A 25,650-nucleotide genomic window follows, 5' to 3' on the forward strand; every position below is an offset into this window, starting at 1 on the left:
TTGTTTGAAACCTAATATCAGCGGATCATTGGTCTAAAAACTGCTTAGATTAAAATTATTCTAAACAGTTCATCTGGTATTAATAGAAAATTTACGTAAAAAAAGCGCCTTAAAAGGCGCTTTTTCGTTTCGATTTATTCTGAGGGATTAGGTATCAATATCGGCATTCAAGGCATTTTCTTCAATGAAGGCACGACGTGGTTCCACATCATCTCCCATCAAACAAGAGAACATGCGGTCTGCTTCAATTGCATCCTGCACCGTCACTTGTAGCATGTTACGGTTTTCCGGATCCATCGTGGTTTCCCACAGCTGGTCTGCGTTCATCTCACCCAGACCTTTATAACGCTGGATCATCATGCCGCGGCGAGAGTCTTGCAAAATATGCTGCCAAACCTGATGGAAACTGCTGACCTGAATCTTGCGCTCACCTTTCTGTAAATAAGCACCCTCTTCAAGCAACGTGAACCAGCTTTTCGAGTTTTTCAGTAAACGCGCATATTCACTTGAGCTGAGCAGGCTGGCATCTAGCAGGTAATGATGCGGCAGGTTATGCACATAAATCGTAATCCGTGGCAACCAGCTTTCTACGATCTGGCCATCAACGTCTTTTTCAAAACGTTCTAGACTTAGTTCAGGGCGTAAACTTGGCTGGATTTTTTCAATCGCAGCACGCAGGTCTTTACCCCAAGTTTCTACATAAGCTTTATCTTCCAGCTGATCCAGCTTGAATGCTTCTAGTGAAATCAAAGCATCCAGCAAGCTTGCAGGATAACGTACAGTTAAACGTGCCAGACTCTTCTGTGAAGTTTGATAATCGGTAATCACATTGGCCAGAGCTTCCCCACGAATCGCAGGGGCATCGGCACTGATATGCAGTTCCAGCTCATCAATCGCATTCGAAATCAGGTAAGTTTCCAGCGCATCATTGTCCTTGATGTACTGTTCCTGTTTGCCTTTTTTCAGCTTGTACAACGGCGGCTGTGCGATATAGATATGACCACGCTCGACCAGTTCCGGCATTTGACGGAAGAAGAAAGTCAGCAGCAATGTACGGATGTGTGAACCATCCACGTCAGCATCGGTCATGATGATGATTTTGTGATAACGCAGCTTGTCCGGGTTATATTCTTCACGACCAATACCACAGCCGAGTGCCGTAATCAGCGTACCCACTTCTGCAGAAGAAATCATACGGTCAAAACGGGCACGTTCCACGTTCAGGATCTTACCTTTTAGCGGCAGAATTGCCTGCATCTTACGGTTACGGCCCTGTTTTGCAGAACCGCCCGCAGAGTCACCTTCGACCAGGTACAGTTCAGATAAAGCTGGATCTTTCTCTTGGCAATCCGCCAGTTTACCTGGAAGGCCGGCGATATCGAGTGCGCTCTTGCGACGGGTCATTTCACGTGCTTTACGCGCCGCATCACGGGCACGCGCTGCATCAATGATCTTGCCAGCAATTGATTTAGCCGCTTGTGGATTCTCTAACAGATATTCAGAGAATGCCTTGTTCATGGACTGCTCAACGGCAGATTTCACTTCACTCGACACCAGTTTTTCTTTGGTTTGTGAAGAGAATTTCGGATCAGGCACTTTTACTGACACAATCGCAGTCAAACCTTCACGCGCATCATCACCTGAAACCACAATTTTTTCTTTTTTCAGGATATTTTCACTGTCCATGTAGTTATTTAAACCACGGGTCAGTGCTGCACGGAAACCGGCTAAGTGAGTACCGCCATCCTTTTGCGGGATGTTGTTGGTAAAGCAGCGTACATTTTCCTGATAAGAATCATTCCATTGCAGTGCAACTTCTACACCAATGCCATTTTCTGCCTGAGTGGTGAAATGGAAAATATCATTTAGGTGGGTTTTACCTTGGTTAATGTACTTAACAAACTCAGCCAAACCGCCTTCATAATCAAAAATGTATTCGGCATTGATACGTTCGTCACGTAATACGATTCGTACACCTGCATTCAGGAAGGACAGTTCACGTAAACGACGGGCCAGGATGTCGACATTAAAAATGGTCTGACTAAAGGTTTCAGCACTTGGCCAGAAACGCACGCGAGTACCGGTCTTATCGGTCTCGCCCACCATTTTTAAAGGGAATTGTGGATCACCATGACGATATTCCTGTTCATGGATTTTACCGGCGCGATGAATGGTTAGTTCCAATTTTTCTGATAACGCATTTACTACGGATACACCTACACCGTGCAGACCGCCAGAGACTTTATAGCTATTATCATCAAACTTACCGCCCGCATGCAGAATGGTTAAAATCACTTCTGCAGCAGACACGCCTTCTTCAGGGTGAATGTCAGTCGGAATACCACGGCCATTATCTGATACTGAAACTGATTCATCTTCATGAATAGTCACTAAAATTTCATCACAGTGACCTGCAAGCGCCTCATCAATCGAGTTATCTACGACCTCGAAGACCATATGGTGTAAGCCGGTACCATCGTCTGTATCACCAATGTACATGCCTGGACGCTTACGTACTGCGTCTAAACCACGTAATACCTTGATGCTAGAGGAATCATAAGCTTTTTCAGTGGTTTGTTCTGTTTGAGAAGCAGCTTGATCTTCTGAACTCATGGTTTCTCCCTAGTGAAAGATAGGTTTATCCAAAGATAGGTAAAAATTTAAAAACTATTGCACAACAACTTGAACTGTACCGTTTTCAACATTGAATAACTGATATGAGATAGACAGATCATGTAGGTGCTTTTGTACTGATTCATGGTCTAAAGTGGTAATAAAAACTTGACTACCAAGCTGGCTCAATCGCTCAATTAAACGTTGTTGTGCGGTTAAATCTAATTCTGCTGTCACATCATCTAATAATACCACAGTTTCCTTATTACAAGAATGCAGCATTGCGATTTGCGACAGTTTGAGTGCCATCATTAAAAGCTTTTTTTGTCCGCGAGATAAGATCACATCGGCATCCCCCAAAGGGGTCTTGAGACGCAAATCTGCGCGATGTGGACCATATTCGGTATAGCGCCGTTCTACATCTTTGTCATGATGATTGGTTAGGTCATTCAGCAGGCCATGTTCACTGTGAAAGCCGGGACTGTATTCCAGAGAAATCTCCAGATCCGGTAATAGATGTTTGAGATCATCCTCAAAAAATGGCTTCCACTGTTCCATGATGCCGACACGTTGGGAGTGCAAAATCTCACCATATTCACTCAGCATCTGGTTCCACGCTTCCAGATCAGACAAACTTAGAAAACGTTTGGATTTAAGCAGACTGTTCCGCTGTTTTAGGGCTCGTGAATAATATTGCCAGGCATGATAAAACTCTGGTTCCACGTGGAACATTAACCAGTCCAATAGCTGACGACGTGGTTTGGCACCATGATCGATAATATCGGTACTCTGCGGATCAAGCAGTTGTAAGGGTAACATCTTGGCAAGCTGACCTTGGGTTGCAATCGCATCGCCATTGACCTTGATCAGCTGTTCCCCGCTGGCCATTTTTTGCATGCCGACTTTTTCAGTTTCCGATTGGGCGAACACAATCGCATCCGAGGCGCCATGCTGAATGTAATTTTTCGGGATATGGGTACGAAAGGAACGTCCTGTGGCCAGTAAATGAATAGCTTCCAGTACTGAAGTCTTGCCTGAACCATTCTGGCCATAAAAAACATTAAACGGTTGCAATCCCTGGAGTGCAACCGTTTTTAAATTTCGTACACGTTCAATATGAAGACGCGTAATATGCATAGCGTTGGCTTAGCTCAGCTGTCGCTTAGACACGCATTGGCATCACGACATAGGTCTGATCGGTATGAGATGGATCCTGAACCAGCACAGACTGATTCGCTTCAGTCATGGTCATGGATACATCTTCACCGTCCAGTACACCTAGCACTTCAATCAGGTATTGCGCATTGAATGACATTTCCAGTGGTGCATCTGCATACTGGATCGCCAGATCTTCAATCGCCTCATCCTGTTCCGGGTTATTGGCACGAAGTTGTAATGAACCGGCATTAAAGTTCAGGAATACGCCACGCAGTTTTTCATTACTCAAAATAGCCACACGTTGTAAGGATTGCTTAAACACGTCATGCGCAATAATCACATTCTTGTCGCCACCACGTGGAATTACACGGCGGTAGTCCGGGAATTTACCGTCAATCAGTTTCGTGGTGAAACGAACTGTGATATCAGCCTGTTCTTTATCACGGCTGGCCATACGAATGGTTACATTCAATAATTCACGACCAATTAACAACGAGAGTTGTTCATCTTCAACGCTTAATAAACGTTGCAGTTCAGCGACTGCCTTACGTGGAACAATGGCTTGAATCGGTTGAGTTGCTGTCGATTGGGCTGCTGTTTCACACAATGCCAGACGATGACCATCTGTCGTTACCGCACGAAGCTGATTAGCGTCAATTTCAAGTAAAGTACCAGTCAGGTAGAAACGTACGTCCTGCACTGCCATGGCGAAAGCCGTTTTTTCAAACAGACGTTTTAATTCGCGCTGAGTCACAGTGACTTGTGTGCCTTGAGTATTTTCAGTATTCAATAATGGATAGTCATCCGCAGGCAAAGTACCGAGCACAAAACGACTATTTCCAGATTTCAGGATACAACGCTGGTCATCAGTAATTTGCAGGTCGATCAGGGCTGCTGATGGTAAAGATTTACAGATATCAATCAGCTTACGTGCCGGAACAGTGGTTTCACCGGCTTGCAGACATGCACCTTCAGCCAACTGTGTGCTGGCCACCAGTTCTACTTCAAGATCCGAACCAGTGACGGTCAAAGCTTCAGCAGTCACCTGGATTTTCAGGTTTGAAAGAATATTTAAGGTATGGCGACGTTCAACCGCTCCTACGACATGTGAGAGAACATTCAGTAAGCTTTCTTTCGCGATTTTTAAACGCACGGTACATTCCTCTAAAGCTGAAGATTAATAAGATAAAAGTTGAATTTTTAGCAGTTAACTATGCGGCAAAACAGGCCGCATAGCAAGAACAGAATTTGAGCGTTTTAGGTCAACTCTGCAACAGGCGTTGCAGGTTTTTATAGTCCTCATTGAAGATCGGATCTTCTTCACGCAAGCTCTGTACTTTTTCGCAGGCATGCATGACTGTACTGTGATCTCGACCGCCAAAAGCCATACCAATTTCCGGGAAACTATCTCCGGTCAGTTCACGTGCCAGACCCATTGCAAGCTGACGTGGACGGGCATAAATACGAGTACGTTTTGGACCCACTAGCTCTTTAAGCGGAATGCGAAAATATTCACTCACGACACGCTGGATATTTTCAGTGCTGATGGTCCGGGCACGAATTGCGAGGACATCTTTCAAAGACTCACGTACCACATCCAGATCAATCGGCGTTCCTTTAAAACGCGAGATCGCCACCACTTTGTTTAGCGCACCTTCAAGTTCACGGACGTTCGCCACCACTTGTTGGGCGATAAATAGCGCACAGTTACGTGGTAAATCTACACCGGTGTTTTCGGCCTTTTTCAGCAAGATTTCAATTCGGGTTTCGATATCGGGTGGTTCCACACCTACAGAAAGTCCCCAGGAAAAACGTGAAACCAGACGTGGATCCAGTTCGGTCAATTCTTTAGGATAACGATCCGAGGTGAGGATAATTTGCTTCGATTCATCCAATAGCGCGTTAAAGGTATAGAAGAACTCCACCAGACTGGCTTCTTTACCTGCGAGCAAATGAATATCATCGACTAGCAAAAGATCCAGTGAACGGCAGTTTTTCTTAAACTCTTCAACCTTGCCCTGTTGTAAGGAACTGACAAAATCCTGTACAAAGCTTTCTGCAGTCATATACATCACGCGGGCATTGGGTTTTGCCTGTAATAATGCATTCCCGACTGCCTGCATCAAGTGGGTTTTACCCAGACCAGTGGGGCCATATAAAAATAGCGGGTTATGCTGCGAAGCACCGAGTTGGGTTAACACCTTACGACAGGTTTCAGCCGCCATCTGGTTAGAACGGCCTTCAACAAATAACGAGAAGGTAAATAAAGGGTTCAGCTGACGTTTACGGCTATTTTTGCCTGAATCTTCTTTTTCTTTCTTAGGACGCGGTGCTGGCGCAACCACAGGTGCAGATTCCAAAGCCGCTGTTGTCGTCGCTGGCTGTTCACTGGCAGATAAAATTGCACCTGGGCGGGAATCCACCAGAATTTCAACTTTACGTACGCGACCTTCAGATAGCTGTTCGGCCAAAATCGAAATCAGTTCCAGATGATGCTCTTGAATGTAGCGCGTCCAATACGGATTAGGTGCATAAAGACGCAGGGTATCGTCCAGCTCTTCCGCAACCAATGGGCGAATCCACATTGTAAAGACATTTCCAGAGAGCTCTTGTCGCAAGCGATTTAAGCAGTCTGTCCAAAGCATGTGAATCCCCTATCCATTCCATTGTTAATCAAAAAAGGCTGACCGCGACCAAAGCGGGTCGCCATTCTAACCAAGTTATCCACATCTGTCATGGCAATTTCCACAGATTTTGCACAAAAAGCAGTCATGGTGGATAAATTTAAATTTAAAAAGCTGGTGTGGATAAGTTTATCCGCAAGCTGTGGATAAAATATAGCACAAAGTTATCCACAAAGTATAAAATTAATAAAAACAGTTTTATCCACAAACTAAGTTTTTGTTTATTTAATACAAAATCACCTTTTCCACAGAAAAAGTCCACTCTAATAGTAATAAATTTAAATTTATAAATTTGAATTTATTTATAAGATTTGGTTCTTTTGTGGATAACTGAGAAAAGTTTAAATTTAAATTCAAAACTCAAGAGTTAAATTTAGATTTCACATAAGTTGTGGATAACTATGTTGATATAAGTGTTAATAACTTATATTTAATTTTAAAACAAATGGTTATATTGTGGTTAACTTATATATAGGTATTTGAATACAATTTTTTTAATCCTTATTTACATTTTGATTCCAGTCTTATTTGAAAAGAAAATGGCTTTTGCATTGACAGCTCAAGCAATGAGCACTAAAATCGCGGACCTTTATAGAAAGATCATTTTTGGAGTTTCAATATGAAACGTACATTCCAACCATCTGAATTAAAGCGTAAACGCGTTCATGGTTTCCGTGCTCGTATGGCTACTAAAGCTGGTCGTCAAGTTCTAGCTCGCCGTCGTGCAAAAGGTCGTCACAGCTTAACTGTTTAATCAGTTAGGCTTTGCCGATTTTGGGTGTTATGACTACACTTTATAGTTTTAGTACAGAGCTTCGTTTACGCTGTGCTGCAGATTATAAAGGAGTCTTTGATGGTGCGCTTTTTAAAGTGCATCAACCCCATTTCCTTTTTCTTGCAAAACATTCCGAACTGCCAAACAGCCGTTTGGGTTTAGTTGTTGCCAAGAAAAAAGTGCGCCGTGCGCACGAACGAAATCGAGTAAAACGACTTGCTCGCGAAAGTTTTCGCCTGCATCAACAGCAACTAGATGATTTGGATATTGTGGTTATGCCTAAAGTAGGTATAGAAGCGGTACCGAACGCAGAGTTGCATCAGCAATTACAATTTGCCTGGCAGAAACTCAACCGTCTTGCCAAAAAGCATTCCAAAATAGCATCATCCTCCCCACAAAAGTAGAGATGGCCAATGGTACGTTTACTGCATTGGTTAATACGTTTCTATCAGATTGCGATTAGTCCTTTATTGGGACCACGCTGTCGTTATATTCCAACATGTTCTCAATATTCCTTGGAAGCAGTCCATACACATGGAGCTGTACGTGGTGTGTGGCTGGCTACTCAGCGTATTTGCCGTTGTCATCCGTGGGGTGGCTCTGGATATGATCCGGTTCCCCCGAAAGCGATTCGTTTTATTTCATTTCAGCAAATAGATTCTCAAACGCTTCACGTTGCTGTACCCTTTCGTGATCGTTTATTGAACCAAAATCACTCTAACCACTTGGGGTAATACATATGCAACAATGGGCCAGGATTGCAATTCTCGGAGCCATGTTTGTTGTCGCATATTTGCTCATTTTGGCGTGGCAAAAAGATTATGGCAATGCTGAAACAAAACCACAGCAAGAAGCTGCGGTTGTTTCACATGAAGTATCTGCAGATTTGCCAAATGCTCAGACGGCGACAGCCGCTTCTGATCTGCCACAAGCAAATATGCCAGCGCAGCAAGCAACGGATGCCACCGCACCTGTAAGTCAGCAGCTTATTTCAGTACAAACTGACCTTTATCATCTTTGGATCAACCCTAAAGGTGGTGATATTGTTCGTGTTGAATTACTCAATCATGACAAGAATAAAGACAGCGATGAACCATTCGTCATGCTGGAAAGCGATGCGAAACGGACTTATGTCGCTCAGTCGGGCCTGATCGGTCTGAATGGACCGGACAGCAGCCGTAATGGCCGTCCAACCTATGAGCTGGAAAAAACGGCTTATACACTGGCAGATGCCAAAGCCGCTAAAAATAAAGATGGCGAAACTGTCAAAGTACTTTCTGTACCTATGGTCTTTAAAACGGCTGATGGTGTAGAGGTCATTAAAACCTTCAACTTTACTGAAGGTGAATATCCGATAGTTGTGAATCACAAAGTGGTCAACCGCAGCGGCCAGACCTGGCAAGGTCAGATGTTCGGTCAGATCAAACGTGACAATTCCGAAGATCCAGGTAAATCTGATCAGGGGATCTTCACACTGGGTACGTTCCTGGGCGGCGCTTGGGGTACACCGGATGAGCATTACAACAAGTTGAAATTTGACAACTTTGTTGAAGAAAAACTCAGCACTGAAGCCAAAGGCGGCTGGGTTGCGATGGTGCAGCACTACTTTGTCAGTGCATGGGTACCAGGTAACCTGAAACTGACACAGGGCAATGGCGAGGCCTATACGGCGAAGCTGGAATCACGTAAGTCAACTGATAACATGAATATCATTGGCTTTACCTCTCCGACCTTCAATGTACCTGCCGGTACTGTGGCTGAAATTGATGCGACCTTCTATTCTGGTCCAAAAATCCAGTCAGAGCTCAAAGATCTGGCAACAGGTCTGAACCAGACTGTAGATTATGGCTGGTTATGGCCGATTGCCAAACTACTATTTGTTGGTCTGGAATTTTTCCATGGCCTGGTAGGTAACTGGGGCTGGGCGATCATTCTGTTGACTATTCTGGTAAAACTGATCCTGTGGCCATTGTCGTCGAAGAGTTACCGCTCTATGGCGAAAATGCGTGTGATTGCGCCAGAAATGCAGCGTATGAAAGAAGAGTTCGGTGAAGACCGTATGCGCTTCTCTCAAGAGATGATGGCACTGTACAAACGCGAGCAGGTAAATCCACTTGCCGGCTGTTTACCGCTCTTGCTGCAAATGCCAATCTTCCTGGCATTGTACTGGGTACTGATGGAATCTGTGGAACTGCGTCATGCACCATGGATGCTGTGGATTCAGGATTTATCTTCAATGGATCCTTGGTTTATCCTGCCATTGCTGATGGGTGCAACCATGTATATCCAGCAGTCGTTGAACCCACAACCAACTGATCCAATGCAGGCGAAAGTGTTCAAGATTATGCCAGTGATCTTTACAGTATTCTTGCTGTTCTTCCCGGCAGGTCTAGTGTTGTACTGGATTGTGAACAACTTGATCACGATCTTGCAGCAAACACTGATCAACAAGTCTGTTGCCAAAGACCGTGCTAAACGCGATGAGGCAACACCAGTCAACTAAGTTGTATTGATGGGCTGAATAAATCCGCTTAAGATGGTAATCTTGAGCGGATTTTTTTTGCTGTATTTTTAAGTTTTTTCTAGGTGAATGTTATGCTCGACCGAACTACGATTGCTGCGATTGCAACTCCCCCAGGACGTGGCGGTGTAGGTGTCATTCGCCTGTCGGGTCCCCAGTCTTATGAAATTGCCCAGGCTTTGAGCCAAAAAGATTTGCCCAAAGCCCGTTTTGCTGGGTTTCGCCAGTTCTATGATGCAGCCGGTGAAGTAATGGACGAAGGTCTGGTGATTTGCTTCCCGAATCCGAATTCCTTTACCGGTGAAGATGTAGTGGAACTGCAAGGCCATGGTGGCCCGGTGATCCAGAATGCCCTGTTGGGCCGTTTGCTGGAACTGGGTGCTACTGCAGCCAAAGCCGGTGAATTCTCGATGCGTGCCTTTGAAAATGGCAAGTTGGATCTGGTGCAGGCCGAAGCCATTGCGGATCTGATTGATGCCACTTCTCAAGCGGCGGCACGTTCTGCCGTACGTTCGCTGCAAGGGGCATTCTCGACTAAGGTGAATACGGTATTAGAACAGCTGATTCACTTGCGTTTGCATGTCGAAGCGGCGATCGATTTCCCGGAAGAAGAAATCGACTTTCTGGCGGATGGCAAGATTTTAAATTTGCTGGATGGCGTGGCGAATGCCGTCACTCAGGTTCAGCAATCTGCACGTCAGGGGCAGTTACTGCGTGAAGGTCTGCAAGTGGTGATTGCCGGTAAACCGAATGCAGGTAAATCTTCCCTGCTGAATGCCCTAGCAGGTAATGAACGTGCGATTGTGACCGATATTGCCGGAACCACCCGTGATGTGCTGCATGAAAAGATTACATTGAATGGTCTGCCGATTACCCTGACCGATACTGCTGGTCTGCGTGAAACCGGCGATATCGTGGAAAAAGAAGGTATTCGCCGCGCGATTAAAGAAATTGAACAGGCCGATCTGCTGTTGCTGGTTTATGACCTGAGTCAAGGAGATGACCCATTACAACTTGCTCAAGAATATTTTGCTGAGCATCTCGAGCCAAAGCGTCTGATCCTGATCGGGAATAAAGCCGATTTGACCGGTGCCGATGCTGTTATGGGAGATTTTAAAGGCTTCCGTCATATTACCGTCTCAGCCAAGCAGGAAACCGGTGTCCAATCGCTCATAGATGCAATTACAGCGCATGCAGGCTTCCAGCCTGAAGAAGATACCTTTATTGCCCGTACCCGCCATTTAGATGCAATGAAGCGCACTCAGATGTACTTAGCTGAAGCTCGTGAGCAACTTGTTGTTTATAATGCAGGTGAACTGGTCGCAGAGTCTTTACGTCTGGCACAGAATGCGCTGGGTGAGATTACCGGTGACTTTAGTGCGGATGACCTATTGGGCAAGATATTTGGATCATTCTGTATTGGTAAATAATATTTAAAAAATAAAAAAGCCCTCAAATGAGGGCTTTTTTATTAGGCTTTTACCTGTAGTTTTTGATGCCATAACCACAAAATTAGACAGAGTACACTGATCGCCACACAGAAGCTGATCACGGCAAAGCCTAAGCCAAAGTGATCAGCCAGATAACCTACCGCGATAATCGGCACAATCGTGCCCAAATAGCCTATAAACAGGTAAGTCGACATCACGGCTGCACGGTTTTGTAAGGTTGTGATCGCATGAATCACACCGAATGCGCCCATTAAGGCAAAACCATGTCCAATCCCGAATAGGATATCACTGGCAAAGAATAAGATACTTGCTTTAAGGGTCATACAGAGTGCAAGACTAACCAAGCTCACCAGCATAATCATCAAGCCAATATTCAGACATTTTTTTGCAGGAACAGCTTTAGCAAAGAACTGCACCACAGCAGAAATCAGCAAAATGCAGGTAATGGCAGTACCGCTGACCAAAGGACCATGCCAGGGCAAGATATCCTGCACAAAAGACGGTGACAGTGAAGCAAATAAACTGAAAGCAGCAAAGGCATTAAATGCAGTTAACCCCACAATCATGAACACAGCATGATACTGAGGTTCAGGACGCAGTAATTTTGGTGCAATACTAAAAAGTTGGCGTTCAAAAGCAGGTGTTTTTAGCCAGAATAACCCGACAAAACACAGCACTGCCCCCAAAATAATAGGAAGGTAGGGAGTAACTAAAGGGGTTTGAGAAAACTGCGCAATTACCCCACCCACAAACGGCCCCAAACCAAAACCTATGGCCGTCAGAATCGATACCAGCTGCGGTGCAAGCTGCTTATGAGACTCTGGAATGGTTTGCATCATGCCCAGCATTGCTGAAGTGGTCATCAGACCTGAAGCAATGCCAATAATAAAACGGCCCACCGACAAAATCAGCGCATTCTCGGCAAAGACTGAAATGACCAAGCCAATGCTGATAAATACCAAGCCAATTTGCAGGGTTCTTAGGAAACCAATCGTATTGCTGGTACGTCCCAGGAATAACAAGGTACCCAGGCAGCCAAACATATAAGCGACAAAAATATAGGTAATCTGGCTTGGGGATAAATGCCAAATCTGTTGATAAATGGGGTAAAGCGGACTTGCCAGTGCTGTGCCGATGGTACCCATAATCAATGCAAGACTGACCATGGCGAAAGGTCGCCATGAGATATTTTCTGTCATGTAGCTGCCGTAAAAGTTTCACCACATAAGAGAATGATGTGGAAGAAAGAAGAGAATGGGTGGCAGTGTATCGGTTAGATGAAAAAGCGGTCAATTATCTTGCTGTAAAAAAAACAAAAAAAGGTTGAGCCAAACAATTAGCCATAACGCTTTAATAATTTTAAAAACTCAGCCAGTTCTTCTTCATTGACCGTAGCTTCTCCAATGACATGCTCTCTTAAATGGGTCTCGATCAATTCATTCATCAAACCGTTTATGGCACCTTTAATGGCTGCAACCTGTTGTAAGACCTGAATACAGCCTGTCTCAGTATTCAGGAGAGACTGCTCTAGGGCGTTCATCTGGCCTTGCAAGCGCCGTACCCGGTTTAATATTTTTTTATCATCATGTACATAACTCACCACAAATTTCCAAAAATAAATATACTAGGGGGGAGTATTAATAACAGTTCCCTTTTATGCAAAAAAACATACCGCCAATTCGCACAGCCATCAATTTGATGAAGGTAATCCACTCGCACAGAAAAAGATTCTGTTTGCCACAATTCTGACCGCCGTCATGATGGTGCTGGAAGTATTAGGGGGATGGATCTTCCAGTCAATGGCTTTGCTTGCCGATGGCTGGCATATGGGCTCGCATGTGTTGGCCTTGGGGCTGGCTTACTTTGCCTATAAAGCGGCCCGCCATTATGCGAATGATCCACGTTTTAATATGGGTACTTGGCGGATTGAAATTCTGGCCAGTTATAGCAGTGCGATTTTATTGCTCGTAGTAGCCGGATTTATGGCGATTCATTCGGTAGAACGCCTATTTTCGCCAGTTCAGATTCATTATAACGAAGCCATTCCAATCGCGATTTTAGGGCTACTGATTAACCTGGCCTGTGCCTGGTTGCTGCATGATGATGGGCACCATCACCATGATCATCATCACGGAAATTCCCATCACGAGCATGATAATAATCATGGTCATCATGACTTGAACCATAAAGCAGCCTTTCTGCATGTGGTAGCTGATGCTGTGACTTCTGTTCTGGCGATTATTGCTCTATTTGCCGGAAAATATATGGGCTGGGAGTTTCTCGATACAGTACTGGGACTTGTCGGCTCAGTCCTGATTGCACGCTGGGCGATTGGCCTGCTAAAGCAAAGTGCCAAGACTTTACTGGATGCCGATATGGATGCCCCAGTGGTCGAAGAAATACGTGAAGTCATTGCTGAATATGGAAGTGATCTACACTTAACTGATCTGCATGTATCGAGGGTCGGTAAAGCTAAATTTTCCTGTTTTGTTGCCGTTCAAATGGGAATCCCTATTAGTGCTGATCAAATCCGTGAAGCGATCTCTATTCATGAAGAACTCGTGCATATCTCGGTGGAAATCAATCAGCATTAAAGGGTCAATGTTCCACGTGAAACATAATTGATTGAGTAATTTGATTTGAAAATCACGCTACATAAAATAGTCAGAATTTTCTTTGTAAAAAGACTAAAATCGGAACACATTTAACTTGGACCTGAGCAGGACATTCATGCAAATAAGAAATATGCTGCTGGCTTTGACCCTATTCCCTGGCCTCAGCTTTGCCAATGTGGATACGGTTAAAGCCAATCTGGCAAAAAACAGTCCCAACCTGAAAATTGAAAATATTCAGCCTACCGAAATGAAAGGAATCTATAGCGGTTCCATGCAGGGACAGATTGTCTATCTGAATGAAGATGCTCAGCATCTCCTAGCCGGTTCAATGTTTCGGATCCAGGACCAGCATAATCTGACTCAGGATTTATTACTCAAACAAAACAGTGTCGACTGGAAAAAGTTACCGCTTCAGGATGCAATTAAATCAGTCAGAGGGACAGGGAAACGTCAGCTTGCCATCTTTTCTGACCCAAATTGCCCGTATTGTAAACAACTTGAAGTAGAGCTGAAAAAACTTAAAGATGTCACCATTTATACCTTCATCCTGCCCTTAAAACAGCAGTCAATTGCGCCATCTAAACAAGTTTATTGTGAAAAAAATCCGACCCAAGCTTGGGAAGACCTAATTGGTCAAGGTATACAGCCTAAATCGAAAAAGAGCTGTGCCAACCCGATTGAACGTAATAAACAGCTGGCACAATCACTCGGTGTAAATGGCACTCCAGCAATTATATTCTCGAATGGTTTTAAAATCATGGGTGCTCAGCCAGCAGAACAGATTGAACAAGGCTTCAAAGAATTCGGCCTGTAAAATTCTGACGATGATCAGCAAATAAAAAAAGAGCATCTATCTAGGCGCTCTTTTTTTATGAAAGAAACTTATTCCAAGCAGAGCTTAGATCCGTTTACGTTTAGTCACCATATTGTAGATAAACAGGATGACTACGGCACCGATCACTGAAGCAATGAAGCCTGCGGCAGAATCTTGGGAGTACAAGCCCAGCATACGTCCGGCAAAGGTCGCAACCAGTGAACCGGCAATCCCCAGCAGGGTCGTAACAATGAATCCAGCCTTGTCATCACCAGGATGAATTGCGCGTGCAACCAGACCCGCAATAAAACCCACTACAATTGCAACGATAATTGACCACATCAGCATACTCCTTATTATCATGTCTTTGTTTTTACATCAGGTTTATCTTGCGGCAAGAAAAGCCCTGAAAAAAGTCATGTCCTGCAACGGGCTGTTGCGTTTTTGTTTGCTGTGTTACTGAAATGATTCAAGAAATAAAAAAAGTGGCACGAAGCCACTTCTTTTAAACCGGTTCTTAAAGACCGATTTCACCAATAAATGGAATATGACGGTATTTTTGATCATAGTCCAGGCCATAACCGACAATGAACTTGTCTTCGACTTCAAAGCCCAGGAATTTTACTTCCAGCTCGATTTCACGACGTGAAGGTTTGCTCACCAAAGTGCACAGTTCAATTGAATTTGGCTGACGGGTTTGCAGGATTTCCAGGACTTTGCTTAAGGTATTACCTGAGTCGATAATATCTTCAACCACCAGCACATCTTTACCACGGATTTCACCGTCCAGATCTTTCAGGATTTTGACATCACGGCTCGAAATCGTACCGCCGCCGTAGCTGGATACAGTCATGAAGTCGAGTTCATGTGGCTTGGTAATGGCACGACACAAGTCTGCCATGAAAATCACTGAACCGCGTAACAAACCGATAAGTACAAGCTCTTTGTCACTATTAGCATAGTGTGCATCGATTTTAGCACCAAGCTCTTTGACTTTAGCTTGAATTTCTTCAGCGGAAATCATTACGCTCATTTGAACGGTCATGGGTAGATACCTAAAAAATAAAAATAGCAAAATAAAAAAGGTGTTGACCTGCAACACCTGAATTGCAGCAATTTTAATACATCCTTGCTTGAGATGCACCTGTTTTACTTGCTGTAAATGTAATCAATTTTTGGGCTGCTGTGAATCTCTCTTCAGCGCAAAGGCACAGACGGCGACGATTGCAGCCAAAATAATCCTGCGCTGACGCGATTTATTGGGCTTTGACATAGACAGCCTGACCATAGACATAAGTTGCTGCAATATTACGGTCATCCCCCAGCATGGTCAGTGCAAAAAAGGTCTCTTCAATATTTTTGGCTCTGCTCTGGCGCAGTTGTTGTAAAGCGGTGGCATTGAGATCCAGTACCACAAAGTCTGCTTCTTTGCCCACATTGAAATTCCCCAAGCGGTCATCCAGACTTAAGGCTTTCGCACCACCCAGGGTCGCATAATATAGCGACTCAAAAGCCGAAAGTTTTTCTCCTTGTAGTTGTTGCACTTTATAAGCTTCATTTAAGGTTTGCAGTTGGTTAAAGGAGGTTCCTGCCCCGATATCGGTACCCAAGCCGACTTTCACGCCTTTATCCCAAGCTTTCTTCAGCGGAAATAAACCGCTACCCAGGAACAAGTTTGAGGTTGGGCAGAAGGCAATCGCAGAGTCGGTTTGATGCATGCAATCCCACTCCCCTTCCTCCAGATGCACACAATGCGCAAATACGGATTTAGCACCGGTCAGCCCATAATGATAATAGACATCCAGATAGCCTTCACGTTCCGGAAAGAGTTCTTTTACCCAGGCAATCTCGTTTTTATTTTCACTGAGATGAGTATGGACATAGACATCTGGATATTCAGCTTTTAACTGGCCTGCTTTTTCTAGTTGTTCAGGCGTTGAGGTCGGAGCAAAACGGGGCGTAATCGCATAAAGATTACGTCCCTTACCATGCCATTTCTCAATCAGGGCTTTAGAGTCGCTATAGGCGGATTCTGCGGTATCGGTTAGGGCTTCAGGTGCATGGCGGTCCATCAGCACTTTACCGGCAATCAGACGCATATTCTGTGCTGTAGCCGCTTCGAATAGCGCTTCTACCGAAGCTGGATGAACGGTACAGAACACCAAAGCTGTGGTTGTGCCATTCTTCAGCAATTCCTGAATAAAAAACTGTGCAATTTTCTGGCTATACGCCGGATCCTGAAACTGGATCTCAGTCGGGAAGGTGTAGGTATTTAACCATTCCAGCAGCTGTTCACCATAGGCACCGACCATTTCGGTTTGCGGGAAATGGATATGGGTATCAATAAAACCTGGCACGATCAGCTGCTCAGGATAATGAGCTACCTGCACTCCTTCAGGCAGATGCTGCTGCCCCTCTTCCCAGCTGCCAAACCATTGAATCTCACCATTCTGGCTGATGAGCAAGCCATCTTCTACATATCGCACTTGGTCGTGAATTTCACGCGCTTGGGCAACCGTATTCTTGATATCCAGGAAGCGACCGCGTATTGCTGTCGTTGCAATGATAGAAGACATTTAAAACCTGCGCTTTTTGATTTTTTCGATTGATTGTAGCTGAAAAAATTAGCATGTTTATATGAACATTCATATTTAACCATGCGTATTTTTTATGAGATCAGACAATCACGAATAATTTCAACAGAGCGTGCGTATGCAGCTGAGCTTATAGACAAATAAAAAAGCCTGCATCAGCAGGCTTTTTTATGATTAGCTTTACAGCGTAGTTTCGTTATGTTTCTTGCTATGACGAATCGACAAAATCGCAGTCACCGTCAAGACAATCACAATAAAGCTCAGTGAAATCCAGATCGGCATATGGAATATATCCAGCATCAGCATCTTAAAGCCGATAAAGACCAGAATCAAACCTAGGCCATAAGGCAGATAATGCATTTTTGAGGCTGCACCTGAGAGCAGGAAGAACATGGCACGCAGGCCTAAAATTGCCATCAGGTTCGCGGTAAGCACAATGAAGGGGTCGGTGGTGACAGCAAAAATAGCAGGAATAGAATCGACTGCGAAGATCACATCAGAGGCTTCGACCAGAATCAGCACCAAGAATAACGGCGTTGCCCAAAGCAAACCATTTTGACGGACAAAGAATTTATCGCCCTGAAGTTGCGGGGTGATACGCATATGTTTACGTAGCCATTTCAGAATGGCCATATCTTCAATATTGCTGTCTTCTTCATGCTGACCACGCAGGAATTTGAAGCCGGTATATACCAGGAACGCACCGAAGAGATACAGAATCCAGGAGAATTCCTGTACAAACCAGGCACCAATAAAAATAAAGATTGTTCTGAGCACAATTGCACCCAGTACACCATATAACAGCAATTTACGTTGTAGCGCTGGTGGAATGGCAAAGGCGGCAAAGATCATCAGCCAGACAAAGACATTATCAATTGCCAAGGATTTTTCCAGCAGATAACCGGCAAAGTATTCCATGACCTTGGTATTGGCAATTGCCGCACCTGCAGTCTGCTCCAGATACAGCCATAATCCACCACCAAATAAAGTCGCGACACTGACCCAGGCGATACTCCAGTAGGCAGCGGTACGGACTTTTACTTCCTGACCATGCTGATGTTTAAAGCCGACAAAATCGATCACCAGCATGACGGCGACAATTGCGAAAAAGACAAGATACAGCCAGAGCGTACCAATTGTTTCCATGTGAATTCTCCACATCGGACGACTGGCCATAAAAAAACCTTGACCAGCTGCCAGATGAAAAACATCTATAACAACATGATCAAGGTCTTGCCTACATCTTAGTGTTTCACTTTTTTATATCAAGTGTGACCTAAAGATGCTCAGATACCGACTTTTTGCAAAGTGTAATGACGATATTCTGACACGTTCAAAAACTGAAATTTCATTCTTAAACGTTTGGAAGAGGCTACTCCCCTTGTTCAAACTCAATTCTGTTTGAGCAATTGCTCAATATCAGATGAGCATGACAGATTTTGTGCATAATCACAAATTATTTTACAAAAAGTAGCCTTTAATCAGCAGCTTTGGGCAGGAAATCCAAACGCTGAACCAGATAGAGACTGAGCAAAAATCCAATGATTGCCAGCCCTGCGCCTACCCAGCCAATACTCGATAGCCCAATCTGAAGCGTGACTATACTGCCAAGCAAAGCTCCTCCGCCAATACCGACATTATACAGGCCTGAATAAATAGCCATGGCGACATCTGTAGCATCTGCAGCCAGGTTCAGGGTTTTGGATTGTAGGGCCAGGCTAAAGCCAATAATGCTCAAACCCCACAGCAGAGATAAGCCAGAGAGGCCTGTGACTGTGCTCGACAGTGGTAATAACAGCAGCATGGAAATAACCAATCCAAAAGTAAAAGCAGGAATAGTCATTTTGGGGAACTGCGCAGCAAAACGGCCAAACAGATAGGAGCCTAGGAATCCTGCCCCGCCATAGACCAAGAGTAAAGTTGTGGTCTGGGCTGAATCAAAGTGGGCGATATTCAGGGAAAACGGTTCAATATAACTATAAGCAGTAAATTGCGCCGTAATCACTAGAATAGTGAGGGCAAAAACTAGCATCAGGCTGGGACGTTTGATCAGGCTTTTTAAGCTACTGAGGGAGCCTGAATTGACACTTGGAAGTAATGGCAAGGTTTTGGCCAGAATCAGGCAAATGATCAATGCAAGACATGCAATCAAGGCAAAACTGTTACGCCAGCCATATGCCTCACCAATCATCCGGCCAAATGGAATACCGAGCACCATCGCCATCGCTGTTCCTGTGGCCAATAAACCGAGTGCCTGAAACTCTTTACCTTTCGGTGCGACCCGAACCGCAAGTGATGCGGTAATCGACCAGAACAAGGCATGCGCAATGGCAATCCCTATCCGGCTGATCACCAGCGTGCTAAAACTCCAGGCAAAATAGGACAGCACATGACTTAAAATAAAGACCGCAAAGACCAGCATCAGTAGAAAACGCCGTTCTATGGCTTTAGTGAGCAGCATGATCGGAAGAGATAATAGGGCCACGATCCAAGCATAAATGGTCAGCATGATGCCGGCCTGAGTGGCGGACATGGCAAAGCTTTGCCCGATTCCACTCAGTAATGCCACAGGAATAAATTCGGTAGTGTTAAAAATAAAAGCCGCACAGGCTAAAGCGATGACACCAATCCATTGCTTGGTGACGGAAGAAGCGGAATATGAGTCAGACATACGAAGTTGCATGCAAAAAGATGCTGCATTCTAATCCTGTCTTTCTCAATTAGGGAGTAGGTAAAATTAAATTTTTGGGGTGATATGTGATCACTCAAACTGCATCCCCCTCAATCAGGCAAAATAGAGAAATAAAAAGTTATCAATATTTGAAAAAAATCACAGGAAATGATGAAAGAAAATAAAAAATTTCATCCAATATTAAAAACTTAACAATAATTCATATTATTTCTTTAAGAAGATGTTTTAAATTAAATAAACCAATAATTTTATTAAGGGATCAGCCTTCAGTATGGACATTCAACATCAAGATTCAAAACGCGGCGGTGTATTTTTTATAGAGGAAGATGGTCGACGTCTTGCTGAAATTACATATCAGTGGCAAGAAGCATCGACCATCGTGGCTGATCATACCTGGGTAGATAATTCCTTACGTGGTCAAGGCGTAGCACGCAAAATGCTGGATGTGCTGGTCGACTTTGCCCGCAAGAATAGCTTAAAAATTATTCCCCAATGTTCCTATGTAGATGTCATGTTTAAACGTGATCGCAACCTACAGGATGTTGCAGCTGCTATTTAGCAATTGAATTAAACTTATCCAAGATAGAGATATGTTGTAATTTGCCCTTAAGTGCAGGTACAGAAATATGCTGCAGCAGGTTATATACGCCATAACCTGCCATCAGGCCTATGCTGTTCCATAACACTTCTTCATATTTGCCTAACAACGTAAGTATTCCCATCATCAGGCTTATGCTGATATAAAAAAACATACGACGGCGAACAAACTGTAAAAGCGTCCAGCCTATAAAAACTGAACTGAGCAGAATGTTGGTTTCGGTCGTCAAGGCCAGTTCATTCAGCATAATCAAAAGCATAAAACATATACACAACAACGCTACAGTGAAAATCAGATCTTTTAACATCAGGTTTCACTCCTTCATTATTATTGCTATATATCTGAAATCATTGATTTCCTCTCAGGAAGTAATTGTTAGAAGTTTTCTTTGGAAAAGCAAACCTAAAATAATGTAAGCAAAAACGGATATTTGCTTAAAAAATGATCGACTAAAATTAAAATAATTGATTAAATTATGTTTTTAATTCTTTCTGCAGTGAGATGACCTTATGCTACAGCTTTGCTACGCCAGTGAACGGATAGAATCTGAACAAGAGTTATTACAGGATCTTAGCGATATATTATCTGTAGCGAGAAAATTTAATAAAGCTCATCAGATTAACGGGGTTTTATATTATTCCCATGGCAAGTTTTTTCAATGTCTGGAAGGTGAAGCAGAGGTGGTAGAAAATCTGTTTCAGAGCATTTGCCGAGATCCACGCCATCATCAGGTGCTTCGCTTTCAGGATGCAACAGTAGAACATCCACATTTCTCGGAATGGTCGATGAAATATGTGCATAAACATAGTGAAATTTCTTCTTTATTTTCACGTTTAGGTTTAGGTCAGTTTGAACCTCATGCATTGCAACAGGAACAGTTGAGTGGATTCCTGGAGCTGCTCTATCGTCTGGATGAAAATCAGACCAATCTTGCTTCTCCTCAAGGTTATAAACAGCGTGGTTATATTCCCTATTTTTAATTGACGCTAAAAAATAAAAAAGTCCGCTATGCGGACTTTTTTTTGTTGTCGATAATGATTTAAGTCATTTCAATCATGACCTTTAAAGCCTTTTCGTCAGAAGCATGTTTAAACACATCATAGGCCTTTTCAAATTCAGCAAACTTGAAGTGATGGGTGGCCAGTTTTTCCAGTGGCAATTTGCCGGAACAGCAGGTTTTGAGCAGTATGCCAGTGGTATTGACTAGGCCTGTGGTTATGGTCAGGTTCTTGATCCAGAGTTTATTCAGTTCAAAATTGACGGATTTACCATGTACACCGACATTGGCCAGATGTCCGCCCTCCTTGACGATGTGCTGGCAGATATTCCAGGTGGCTTCCAGGCCCACTGCTTCAATGGCACAGTCCACCCCTCGCCCATCAGTGAGTTCCAGTACACGTTGAATAGCATCCTCATTGGCTGAATTCACGGTATGGGTGGCCCCGACAGTTTTGGCAAATTCCAGCCGGTTATCATCGACATCGATCATGATGATATTGGCTGGAGAATAAAACTGGGCAGTGAGCAAGCCCCTCATGCCAATCGGGCCGGCACCGACAATCGCCACATTGTCCCTAGGTTTGACCTGACCATATTGCACGCCAATTTCATGTGAGGTCGGCAAAATATCGGAAAGAAAGACCGCAACATCTTCATTCAAACCTTCTGGTAAATGATAGAGAGAAGTATCGGCAAATGGGGTTCGGACATATTCGGCGTGAGTGCCGTCAATCATATAACCCATAATCCAGCCACCCTCGTTTCTACAATGGCCATACAGCTGTTTCTGGCAGTTTTCACAGGTGCCGCAGCGGCTGACACAGGAAATAATCACCCGATCGCCCTTTTTAAAGTTTTGAACTGCGGAACCGACTTCTTCCACAATACCAATACCTTCATGACCGAGAATCCGGCCATTAAAGCTGCCGGTTTTTTCTTTTGCAACCTCCTCAATTTCGGGGTTTTTACCTTTCTATATCCCGAGGTCAGTACCACAAATGGTGACTTTGCTAAGTTTGATAATGGCATCAGTAGGTTGCAGAATGTGGGGAATGGGACGTTCTTCAAAGCGGATATCATTGGCGCCGTAATAAACCATGGCTTTCATTGTTGTCATGACAGATCTCCTAGGGGAATGAGGGTCTGAACAAGATAGATAAAGCTATTTTTTTGCTGTCTTTACAGCCTGGAAAATCATCAGGAGGGTTGAGGATAAAAGAGGATCGAAATGCTATTATTCTTATTGATTGTGCCTAGAGCACTCAAAGACTGCAATGAGTCTTATGTTCAGATTGCAACAAAAGATAATGAAAAGAAAAAAGATAAATTTTAGCTGTTTTAACATTGAAATAAGAAGGTTGATTTGAACTTGGATGAGGGTCTATTTTCTTAAAAAAGATAGAAAGCGAATTTAATTTTTAAAATAAAAAAGCCCGTAATAGCGGGCTTTTTTATATAAATTTTTAAGCTTTTAAAGCACTAATCAGTTTTTGATGCAGACCGCCAAAACCACCATTGGACATGATTACCACCGCATCGCCCTCACCTGCTTCAGCCACTACGGTCTGGATAATCTCATCCAGAGTACGTGCGACTACAGCTTTATTTGGCGCAGCATTAATTACCGGTTGCAGATCCCAATCCAGGCCTTCTGGCTGATACCAGATCACCTCATCGGCCAGACGCGCGGAATGTGCTAGGCCATCTTTATGACTGCCCATACGCATGGTATTGGAACGTGGTTCAATAATTGCCCACAGCTTACGTTCACCGAGACGCTTGCGTGCGCCATCAAGGGTGGTATCAATCGCAGTTGGGTGATGGGCAAAGTCATCATAGACTTCAATGCCGCGTACAGTGTCCAGCAGTTCCATACGGCGCTTAACACCGCCAAAGTTGGAGAGTGCTTCACAAGCTGTTTCAATAGAGACACCGACATGCTCAGCAGCAGCAATGGTTGCTAGTGCATTGGCTACACTATGCTGACCCGTCATATTCCATTTCACTTCGCCTTTCACGGTACCGTGTTGCAATACCTTGAAGTGAGAACCATCTTCTGAAAGCTGTTCAGCATAAAGCTCAGATTTCTCATTGGTGTCTAATGAAGTGCGAATAACAGGTGTCCAGCAGCCTTGCTCTAACACTTCATCAATATTTGTTTCAGTAATTGGCGCAATAATGCGGCCTTCACTTGGAATGGTACGCACTAAATGGTGGAACTGTTTCTGGATTGCTGCCAGATCATCAAAGATATCAGCATGGTCAAATTCCAGATTGTTCAGAATCGCAGTTTTAGGATGGTAATGCACGAACTTGGAACGCTTGTCGAAGAAAGCAGAATCGTATTCATCGGCTTCAACACAGAAGTATTTACCGCCACCTAAGCGCGCACTTTCAGAAAAGCCAAGCGGGACACCGCCAATCAGGAAGCCAGGTTCTAAACCGGCCTGATCCAGTACCCATGCCAGCATGGTGGTGGTTGTCGTTTTACCATGCGTACCGGCTACACCTAAAACGTGTTTACCTTGTAGCACATGATCTGCCAGAAACTGTGGGCCTGAAATATAAGGCAGGCCTTCATTCAGCATATATTCCACGGCATCAATACCACGTTTCATGGCATTGCCGACAATCACCACATCCGGATGCGGCTGTAAATGGCTACGGTCATAGCCCTGCATTAAAGTAATGCCTGCATTTTCCAGCTGGGTCGACATCGGTGGATAAACGTTTTGATCCGATCCTGTCACCTTATGGCCCAGATCACGTGCCAGTAATGCCAGTGAACCCATAAAGGTGCCACAAATACCCAAAATATGCAGATGCATCTACTTCACTCCATTTTGCCTGACACATCACTTTGTACTGGTGCTGTTGCCATGATTTATTCGATTTGCAAGCAACGATAGCAAGGCTTTGACTGAAAAGATAGTCAAAGTTCAAGCATTCCTGCGGGATTTTTTAAATCCTGTTTCACAGACAAATTCAGGGAAATTTTCAAGCTTCTGGAATATCTTTTGGCAAAATAAATCGTAAAATAAGCCCGAACTTTTTGCAGAGTGCATGCAGATGCTACCGGCTCTATTTCTTCTGGTGATTGCTAACTGTTTTATGACCTTGGCCTGGTATGGACATCTCAAATTCCTGCCGCATGATGCACCACTGTGGCAGGCGATTTTATTTAGTTGGGCCATTGCCTTATTTGAATATAGCCTGATGATTCCAGCGACCAAATTATTAGCCCAACAGGGATTGGCGGTGGGTCAAATGAAGATTACTCAGGAAGTCGTCACTCTACTGGTCTTTGTTCCCTTTATGATCTTCCTGTTCAAACAGCCGTTTAAACTGGATTATTTATGGGCGGCGCTATGTCTCTGTGGTTGTGTCTATTTTGTATTCCGCAGTTCCTGAAATTATCTACTAGCCACTACTTCCCTATTTTTATTCTAGTTTTTAAGAATCCGCTAAAAAATAAGAAAAATCGAGCCTTGCTTTGACCGTTAAATTTTATGAAGCTGAAAAATCAGTCTATAATATGCCTTCCTATTCAAGCTTGGCTCTCTCGTCGAGATTTATCTTTCTTACTTTAATCTCTGGAAAATTTGCAATGAATGCGGCTGCTGCACAAGATACTCCTCTCGTAGGTATTATCATGGGTTCTCAATCAGATTGGGCAACTCTCGAACACACTGCCAAAATGCTCAAGCAGCTTGGTGTCCCATTTGAAGCCGAAGTCGTTTCCGCACACCGTACCCCGGACCGTCTGTTTGAATATGCTGAACAAGCGCGTGATCGTGGTATTCAGGTGATTATTGCCGGTGCAGGTGGTGCAGCGCATTTACCAGGTATGTGTGCAGCCAAAACTGATTTGCCAGTACTAGGTGTACCCGTCAAATCTTCGATCTTAAATGGTGTCGATTCATTGCTTTCTATCGTGCAAATGCCAGCGGGTATCGCCGTAGGAACATTGGCGATCGGTCCTGCCGGTGCAACCAATGCAGCCATTATGGCAGCACAGATTTTAGGTTTAACCCGTCCAGAGATCGCAAAAAATGTCGCAGATTTCCGCGCGGCACAAACCGAGAAAGTCGCAAGTAACAATATTCCAGGTCAAATGTAAGTCCAAGCTTAATACG

26 protein-coding genes are annotated in these 25,650 nt (G+C 44.1%); 11 read left to right on the top strand and 15 right to left on the bottom strand.

What is annotated here, in order from left to right:
• Positions 1 to 147 precede the first annotated feature (147 nt).
• The 4 genes from gyrB to dnaA all read right to left on the bottom strand — a co-directional run bounded on the left by gyrB (position 148) and on the right by dnaA (position 6,416).
• Positions 148 to 2,613: a DNA topoisomerase (ATP-hydrolyzing) subunit B gene (gyrB, locus tag RJ01_RS12555; protein WP_034171337.1), complete on the bottom strand. Its 2,466-nt coding sequence runs from the start codon at positions 2,611 to 2,613 to the stop codon at positions 148 to 150.
• Between the two features lie 54 nt (positions 2,614 to 2,667).
• Positions 2,668 to 3,750: a DNA replication/repair protein RecF gene (recF, locus tag RJ01_RS12560; RefSeq protein WP_034171338.1), complete on the bottom strand. Its 1,083-nt coding sequence runs from the start codon at positions 3,748 to 3,750 to the stop codon at positions 2,668 to 2,670.
• A 25-nt stretch (positions 3,751 to 3,775) separates the two neighbouring features.
• The gene (gene dnaN / locus RJ01_RS12565; RefSeq protein ID WP_004780351.1) at positions 3,776 to 4,924 is read right to left on the bottom strand and encodes a DNA polymerase III subunit beta; all 1,149 of its coding nucleotides are present in this window, start codon (positions 4,922 to 4,924) and stop codon (positions 3,776 to 3,778) included.
• Positions 4,925 to 5,033: 109 nt separating this feature from the next.
• A complete protein-coding gene (dnaA, locus tag RJ01_RS12570) occupies positions 5,034 to 6,416 on the bottom strand; it encodes a chromosomal replication initiator protein DnaA (RefSeq protein WP_004780349.1) in 1,383 nt (460 codons plus the stop codon).
• A 658-nt stretch (positions 6,417 to 7,074) separates the two neighbouring features.
• On the opposite strand from dnaA, the gene rpmH reads away from it, so the two are divergent.
• From rpmH to mnmE, 5 genes are all read left to right on the top strand, one after another.
• On the top strand, positions 7,075 to 7,209 hold the full coding sequence (rpmH, locus tag RJ01_RS12575; protein ID WP_000831329.1) for a 50S ribosomal protein L34: 135 nt from the start codon (positions 7,075 to 7,077) through the stop codon (positions 7,207 to 7,209).
• Between the two features lie 29 nt (positions 7,210 to 7,238).
• On the top strand, positions 7,239 to 7,634 hold the full coding sequence (gene rnpA, locus RJ01_RS12580) for a ribonuclease P protein component (protein ID WP_034171339.1): 396 nt from the start codon (positions 7,239 to 7,241) through the stop codon (positions 7,632 to 7,634).
• Positions 7,635 to 7,643: 9 nt separating this feature from the next.
• Positions 7,644 to 7,964 carry a membrane protein insertion efficiency factor YidD gene (gene yidD / locus RJ01_RS12585; protein WP_004780345.1) on the top strand — a complete coding sequence of 107 codons (321 nt, stop codon included), beginning with the start codon at positions 7,644 to 7,646 and terminating at the stop codon, positions 7,962 to 7,964.
• 5 nt (positions 7,965 to 7,969) lie between these two features.
• Entirely contained in the window at positions 7,970 to 9,733 is a 1,764-nt protein-coding gene (yidC, locus tag RJ01_RS12590; RefSeq protein WP_034171340.1) for a membrane protein insertase YidC, read from the top strand.
• Positions 9,734 to 9,825: 92 nt separating this feature from the next.
• The gene (gene mnmE, locus RJ01_RS12595; protein ID WP_004780343.1) at positions 9,826 to 11,181 is read left to right on the top strand and encodes a tRNA uridine-5-carboxymethylaminomethyl(34) synthesis GTPase MnmE; all 1,356 of its coding nucleotides are present in this window, start codon (positions 9,826 to 9,828) and stop codon (positions 11,179 to 11,181) included.
• Positions 11,182 to 11,222: 41 nt separating this feature from the next.
• Here mnmE and RJ01_RS12600 read toward each other — a convergent pair whose 3' ends face one another.
• Positions 11,223 to 12,368: an MFS transporter gene (locus tag RJ01_RS12600; RefSeq protein ID WP_034171341.1), complete on the bottom strand. Its 1,146-nt coding sequence runs from the start codon at positions 12,366 to 12,368 to the stop codon at positions 11,223 to 11,225.
• Between the two features lie 170 nt (positions 12,369 to 12,538).
• Positions 12,539 to 12,802, bottom strand: coding sequence for a metal/formaldehyde-sensitive transcriptional repressor (locus RJ01_RS12605; RefSeq protein WP_034171342.1), 264 nt, complete (start codon positions 12,800 to 12,802; stop codon positions 12,539 to 12,541).
• 40 nt (positions 12,803 to 12,842) lie between these two features.
• Between RJ01_RS12605 and dmeF the strand changes: the two genes are divergently transcribed.
• Both dmeF and RJ01_RS12615 read left to right on the top strand, forming a co-directional pair.
• On the top strand, positions 12,843 to 13,796 hold the full coding sequence (gene dmeF, locus RJ01_RS12610; RefSeq protein WP_034171343.1) for a CDF family Co(II)/Ni(II) efflux transporter DmeF: 954 nt from the start codon (positions 12,843 to 12,845) through the stop codon (positions 13,794 to 13,796).
• Between the two features lie 136 nt (positions 13,797 to 13,932).
• Positions 13,933 to 14,631 carry a DsbC family protein gene (locus tag RJ01_RS12615; protein ID WP_034171344.1) on the top strand — a complete coding sequence of 233 codons (699 nt, stop codon included), beginning with the start codon at positions 13,933 to 13,935 and terminating at the stop codon, positions 14,629 to 14,631.
• An 84-nt stretch (positions 14,632 to 14,715) separates the two neighbouring features.
• On the opposite strand, the gene RJ01_RS12620 is transcribed toward RJ01_RS12615, so the two are convergent.
• The 5 genes from RJ01_RS12620 to RJ01_RS12640 all read right to left on the bottom strand — a co-directional run bounded on the left by RJ01_RS12620 (position 14,716) and on the right by RJ01_RS12640 (position 19,896).
• Positions 14,716 to 14,973, bottom strand: a complete 258-nt coding sequence (locus RJ01_RS12620; RefSeq protein WP_034171345.1) for a GlsB/YeaQ/YmgE family stress response membrane protein — start codon at positions 14,971 to 14,973, stop codon at positions 14,716 to 14,718.
• Positions 14,974 to 15,148: 175 nt separating this feature from the next.
• Positions 15,149 to 15,676, bottom strand: a complete 528-nt coding sequence (gene hpt / locus RJ01_RS12625) for a hypoxanthine phosphoribosyltransferase (RefSeq protein ID WP_004780337.1) — start codon at positions 15,674 to 15,676, stop codon at positions 15,149 to 15,151.
• 211 nt (positions 15,677 to 15,887) lie between these two features.
• Positions 15,888 to 17,207, bottom strand: a complete 1,320-nt coding sequence (gene guaD / locus RJ01_RS12630) for a guanine deaminase (protein ID WP_034171346.1) — start codon at positions 17,205 to 17,207, stop codon at positions 15,888 to 15,890.
• Between the two features lie 198 nt (positions 17,208 to 17,405).
• On the bottom strand, positions 17,406 to 18,371 hold the full coding sequence (locus tag RJ01_RS12635) for a TerC family protein (protein WP_034171347.1): 966 nt from the start codon (positions 18,369 to 18,371) through the stop codon (positions 17,406 to 17,408).
• Positions 18,372 to 18,702: 331 nt separating this feature from the next.
• Positions 18,703 to 19,896 (bottom strand): sugar transporter, encoded by a 1,194-nt coding sequence (locus tag RJ01_RS12640; RefSeq protein WP_171248475.1) that lies wholly within the window; start codon positions 19,894 to 19,896, stop codon positions 18,703 to 18,705.
• A gap of 292 nt (positions 19,897 to 20,188) precedes the next feature.
• Here RJ01_RS12640 and RJ01_RS12645 point away from each other — a divergent pair, with 292 nt between their 5' ends.
• Positions 20,189 to 20,476, top strand: coding sequence for a GNAT family N-acetyltransferase (locus RJ01_RS12645; protein WP_034171349.1), 288 nt, complete (start codon positions 20,189 to 20,191; stop codon positions 20,474 to 20,476).
• Here RJ01_RS12645 and RJ01_RS12650 read toward each other — a convergent pair.
• Complete coding sequence (locus RJ01_RS12650) at positions 20,469 to 20,822, bottom strand: hypothetical protein (RefSeq protein ID WP_034171350.1); 354 nt, start codon at positions 20,820 to 20,822, stop codon at positions 20,469 to 20,471. The genes RJ01_RS12645 and RJ01_RS12650 overlap by 8 nt on opposite strands.
• Positions 20,823 to 21,024: 202 nt before the next feature.
• Here RJ01_RS12650 and RJ01_RS12655 point away from each other — a divergent pair, with 202 nt between their 5' ends.
• Positions 21,025 to 21,495, top strand: coding sequence for a BLUF domain-containing protein (locus tag RJ01_RS12655; protein WP_034171351.1), 471 nt, complete (start codon positions 21,025 to 21,027; stop codon positions 21,493 to 21,495).
• A 59-nt stretch (positions 21,496 to 21,554) separates the two neighbouring features.
• Here the strand turns inward: RJ01_RS12655 and RJ01_RS12660 are convergent, their stop codons facing one another.
• The 3 genes from RJ01_RS12660 to mpl form a co-directional block, all read right to left on the bottom strand.
• Positions 21,555 to 22,469 carry a zinc-binding dehydrogenase gene (locus RJ01_RS12660; protein ID WP_034171352.1) on the bottom strand — a complete coding sequence of 305 codons (915 nt, stop codon included), beginning with the start codon at positions 22,467 to 22,469 and terminating at the stop codon, positions 21,555 to 21,557.
• Positions 22,470 to 22,487: 18 nt separating this feature from the next.
• The gene (locus RJ01_RS16815; RefSeq protein WP_004780326.1) at positions 22,488 to 22,631 is read right to left on the bottom strand and encodes a hypothetical protein; all 144 of its coding nucleotides are present in this window, start codon (positions 22,629 to 22,631) and stop codon (positions 22,488 to 22,490) included.
• A 346-nt stretch (positions 22,632 to 22,977) separates the two neighbouring features.
• Positions 22,978 to 24,342, bottom strand: coding sequence for a UDP-N-acetylmuramate:L-alanyl-gamma-D-glutamyl-meso-diaminopimelate ligase (gene mpl, locus RJ01_RS12665; RefSeq protein ID WP_034171353.1), 1,365 nt, complete (start codon positions 24,340 to 24,342; stop codon positions 22,978 to 22,980).
• A gap of 241 nt (positions 24,343 to 24,583) precedes the next feature.
• On the opposite strand from mpl, the gene RJ01_RS12670 reads away from it, so the two are divergent.
• Together RJ01_RS12670 and purE are read left to right on the top strand one after the other, a co-directional pair.
• Positions 24,584 to 24,925, top strand: a complete 342-nt coding sequence (locus RJ01_RS12670) for a DMT family protein (RefSeq protein ID WP_004780323.1) — start codon at positions 24,584 to 24,586, stop codon at positions 24,923 to 24,925.
• A gap of 196 nt (positions 24,926 to 25,121) precedes the next feature.
• A complete protein-coding gene (gene purE / locus RJ01_RS12675) occupies positions 25,122 to 25,634 on the top strand; it encodes a 5-(carboxyamino)imidazole ribonucleotide mutase (RefSeq protein WP_004780321.1) in 513 nt (170 codons plus the stop codon).
• The last annotated feature ends 16 nt before the right edge of the window (positions 25,635 to 25,650 follow it).

Source organism: Acinetobacter sp. YZS-X1-1 (assembly GCF_000804305.1).
Classification (GTDB): Bacteria; Pseudomonadota; Gammaproteobacteria; order Pseudomonadales; family Moraxellaceae; genus Acinetobacter; species Acinetobacter variabilis.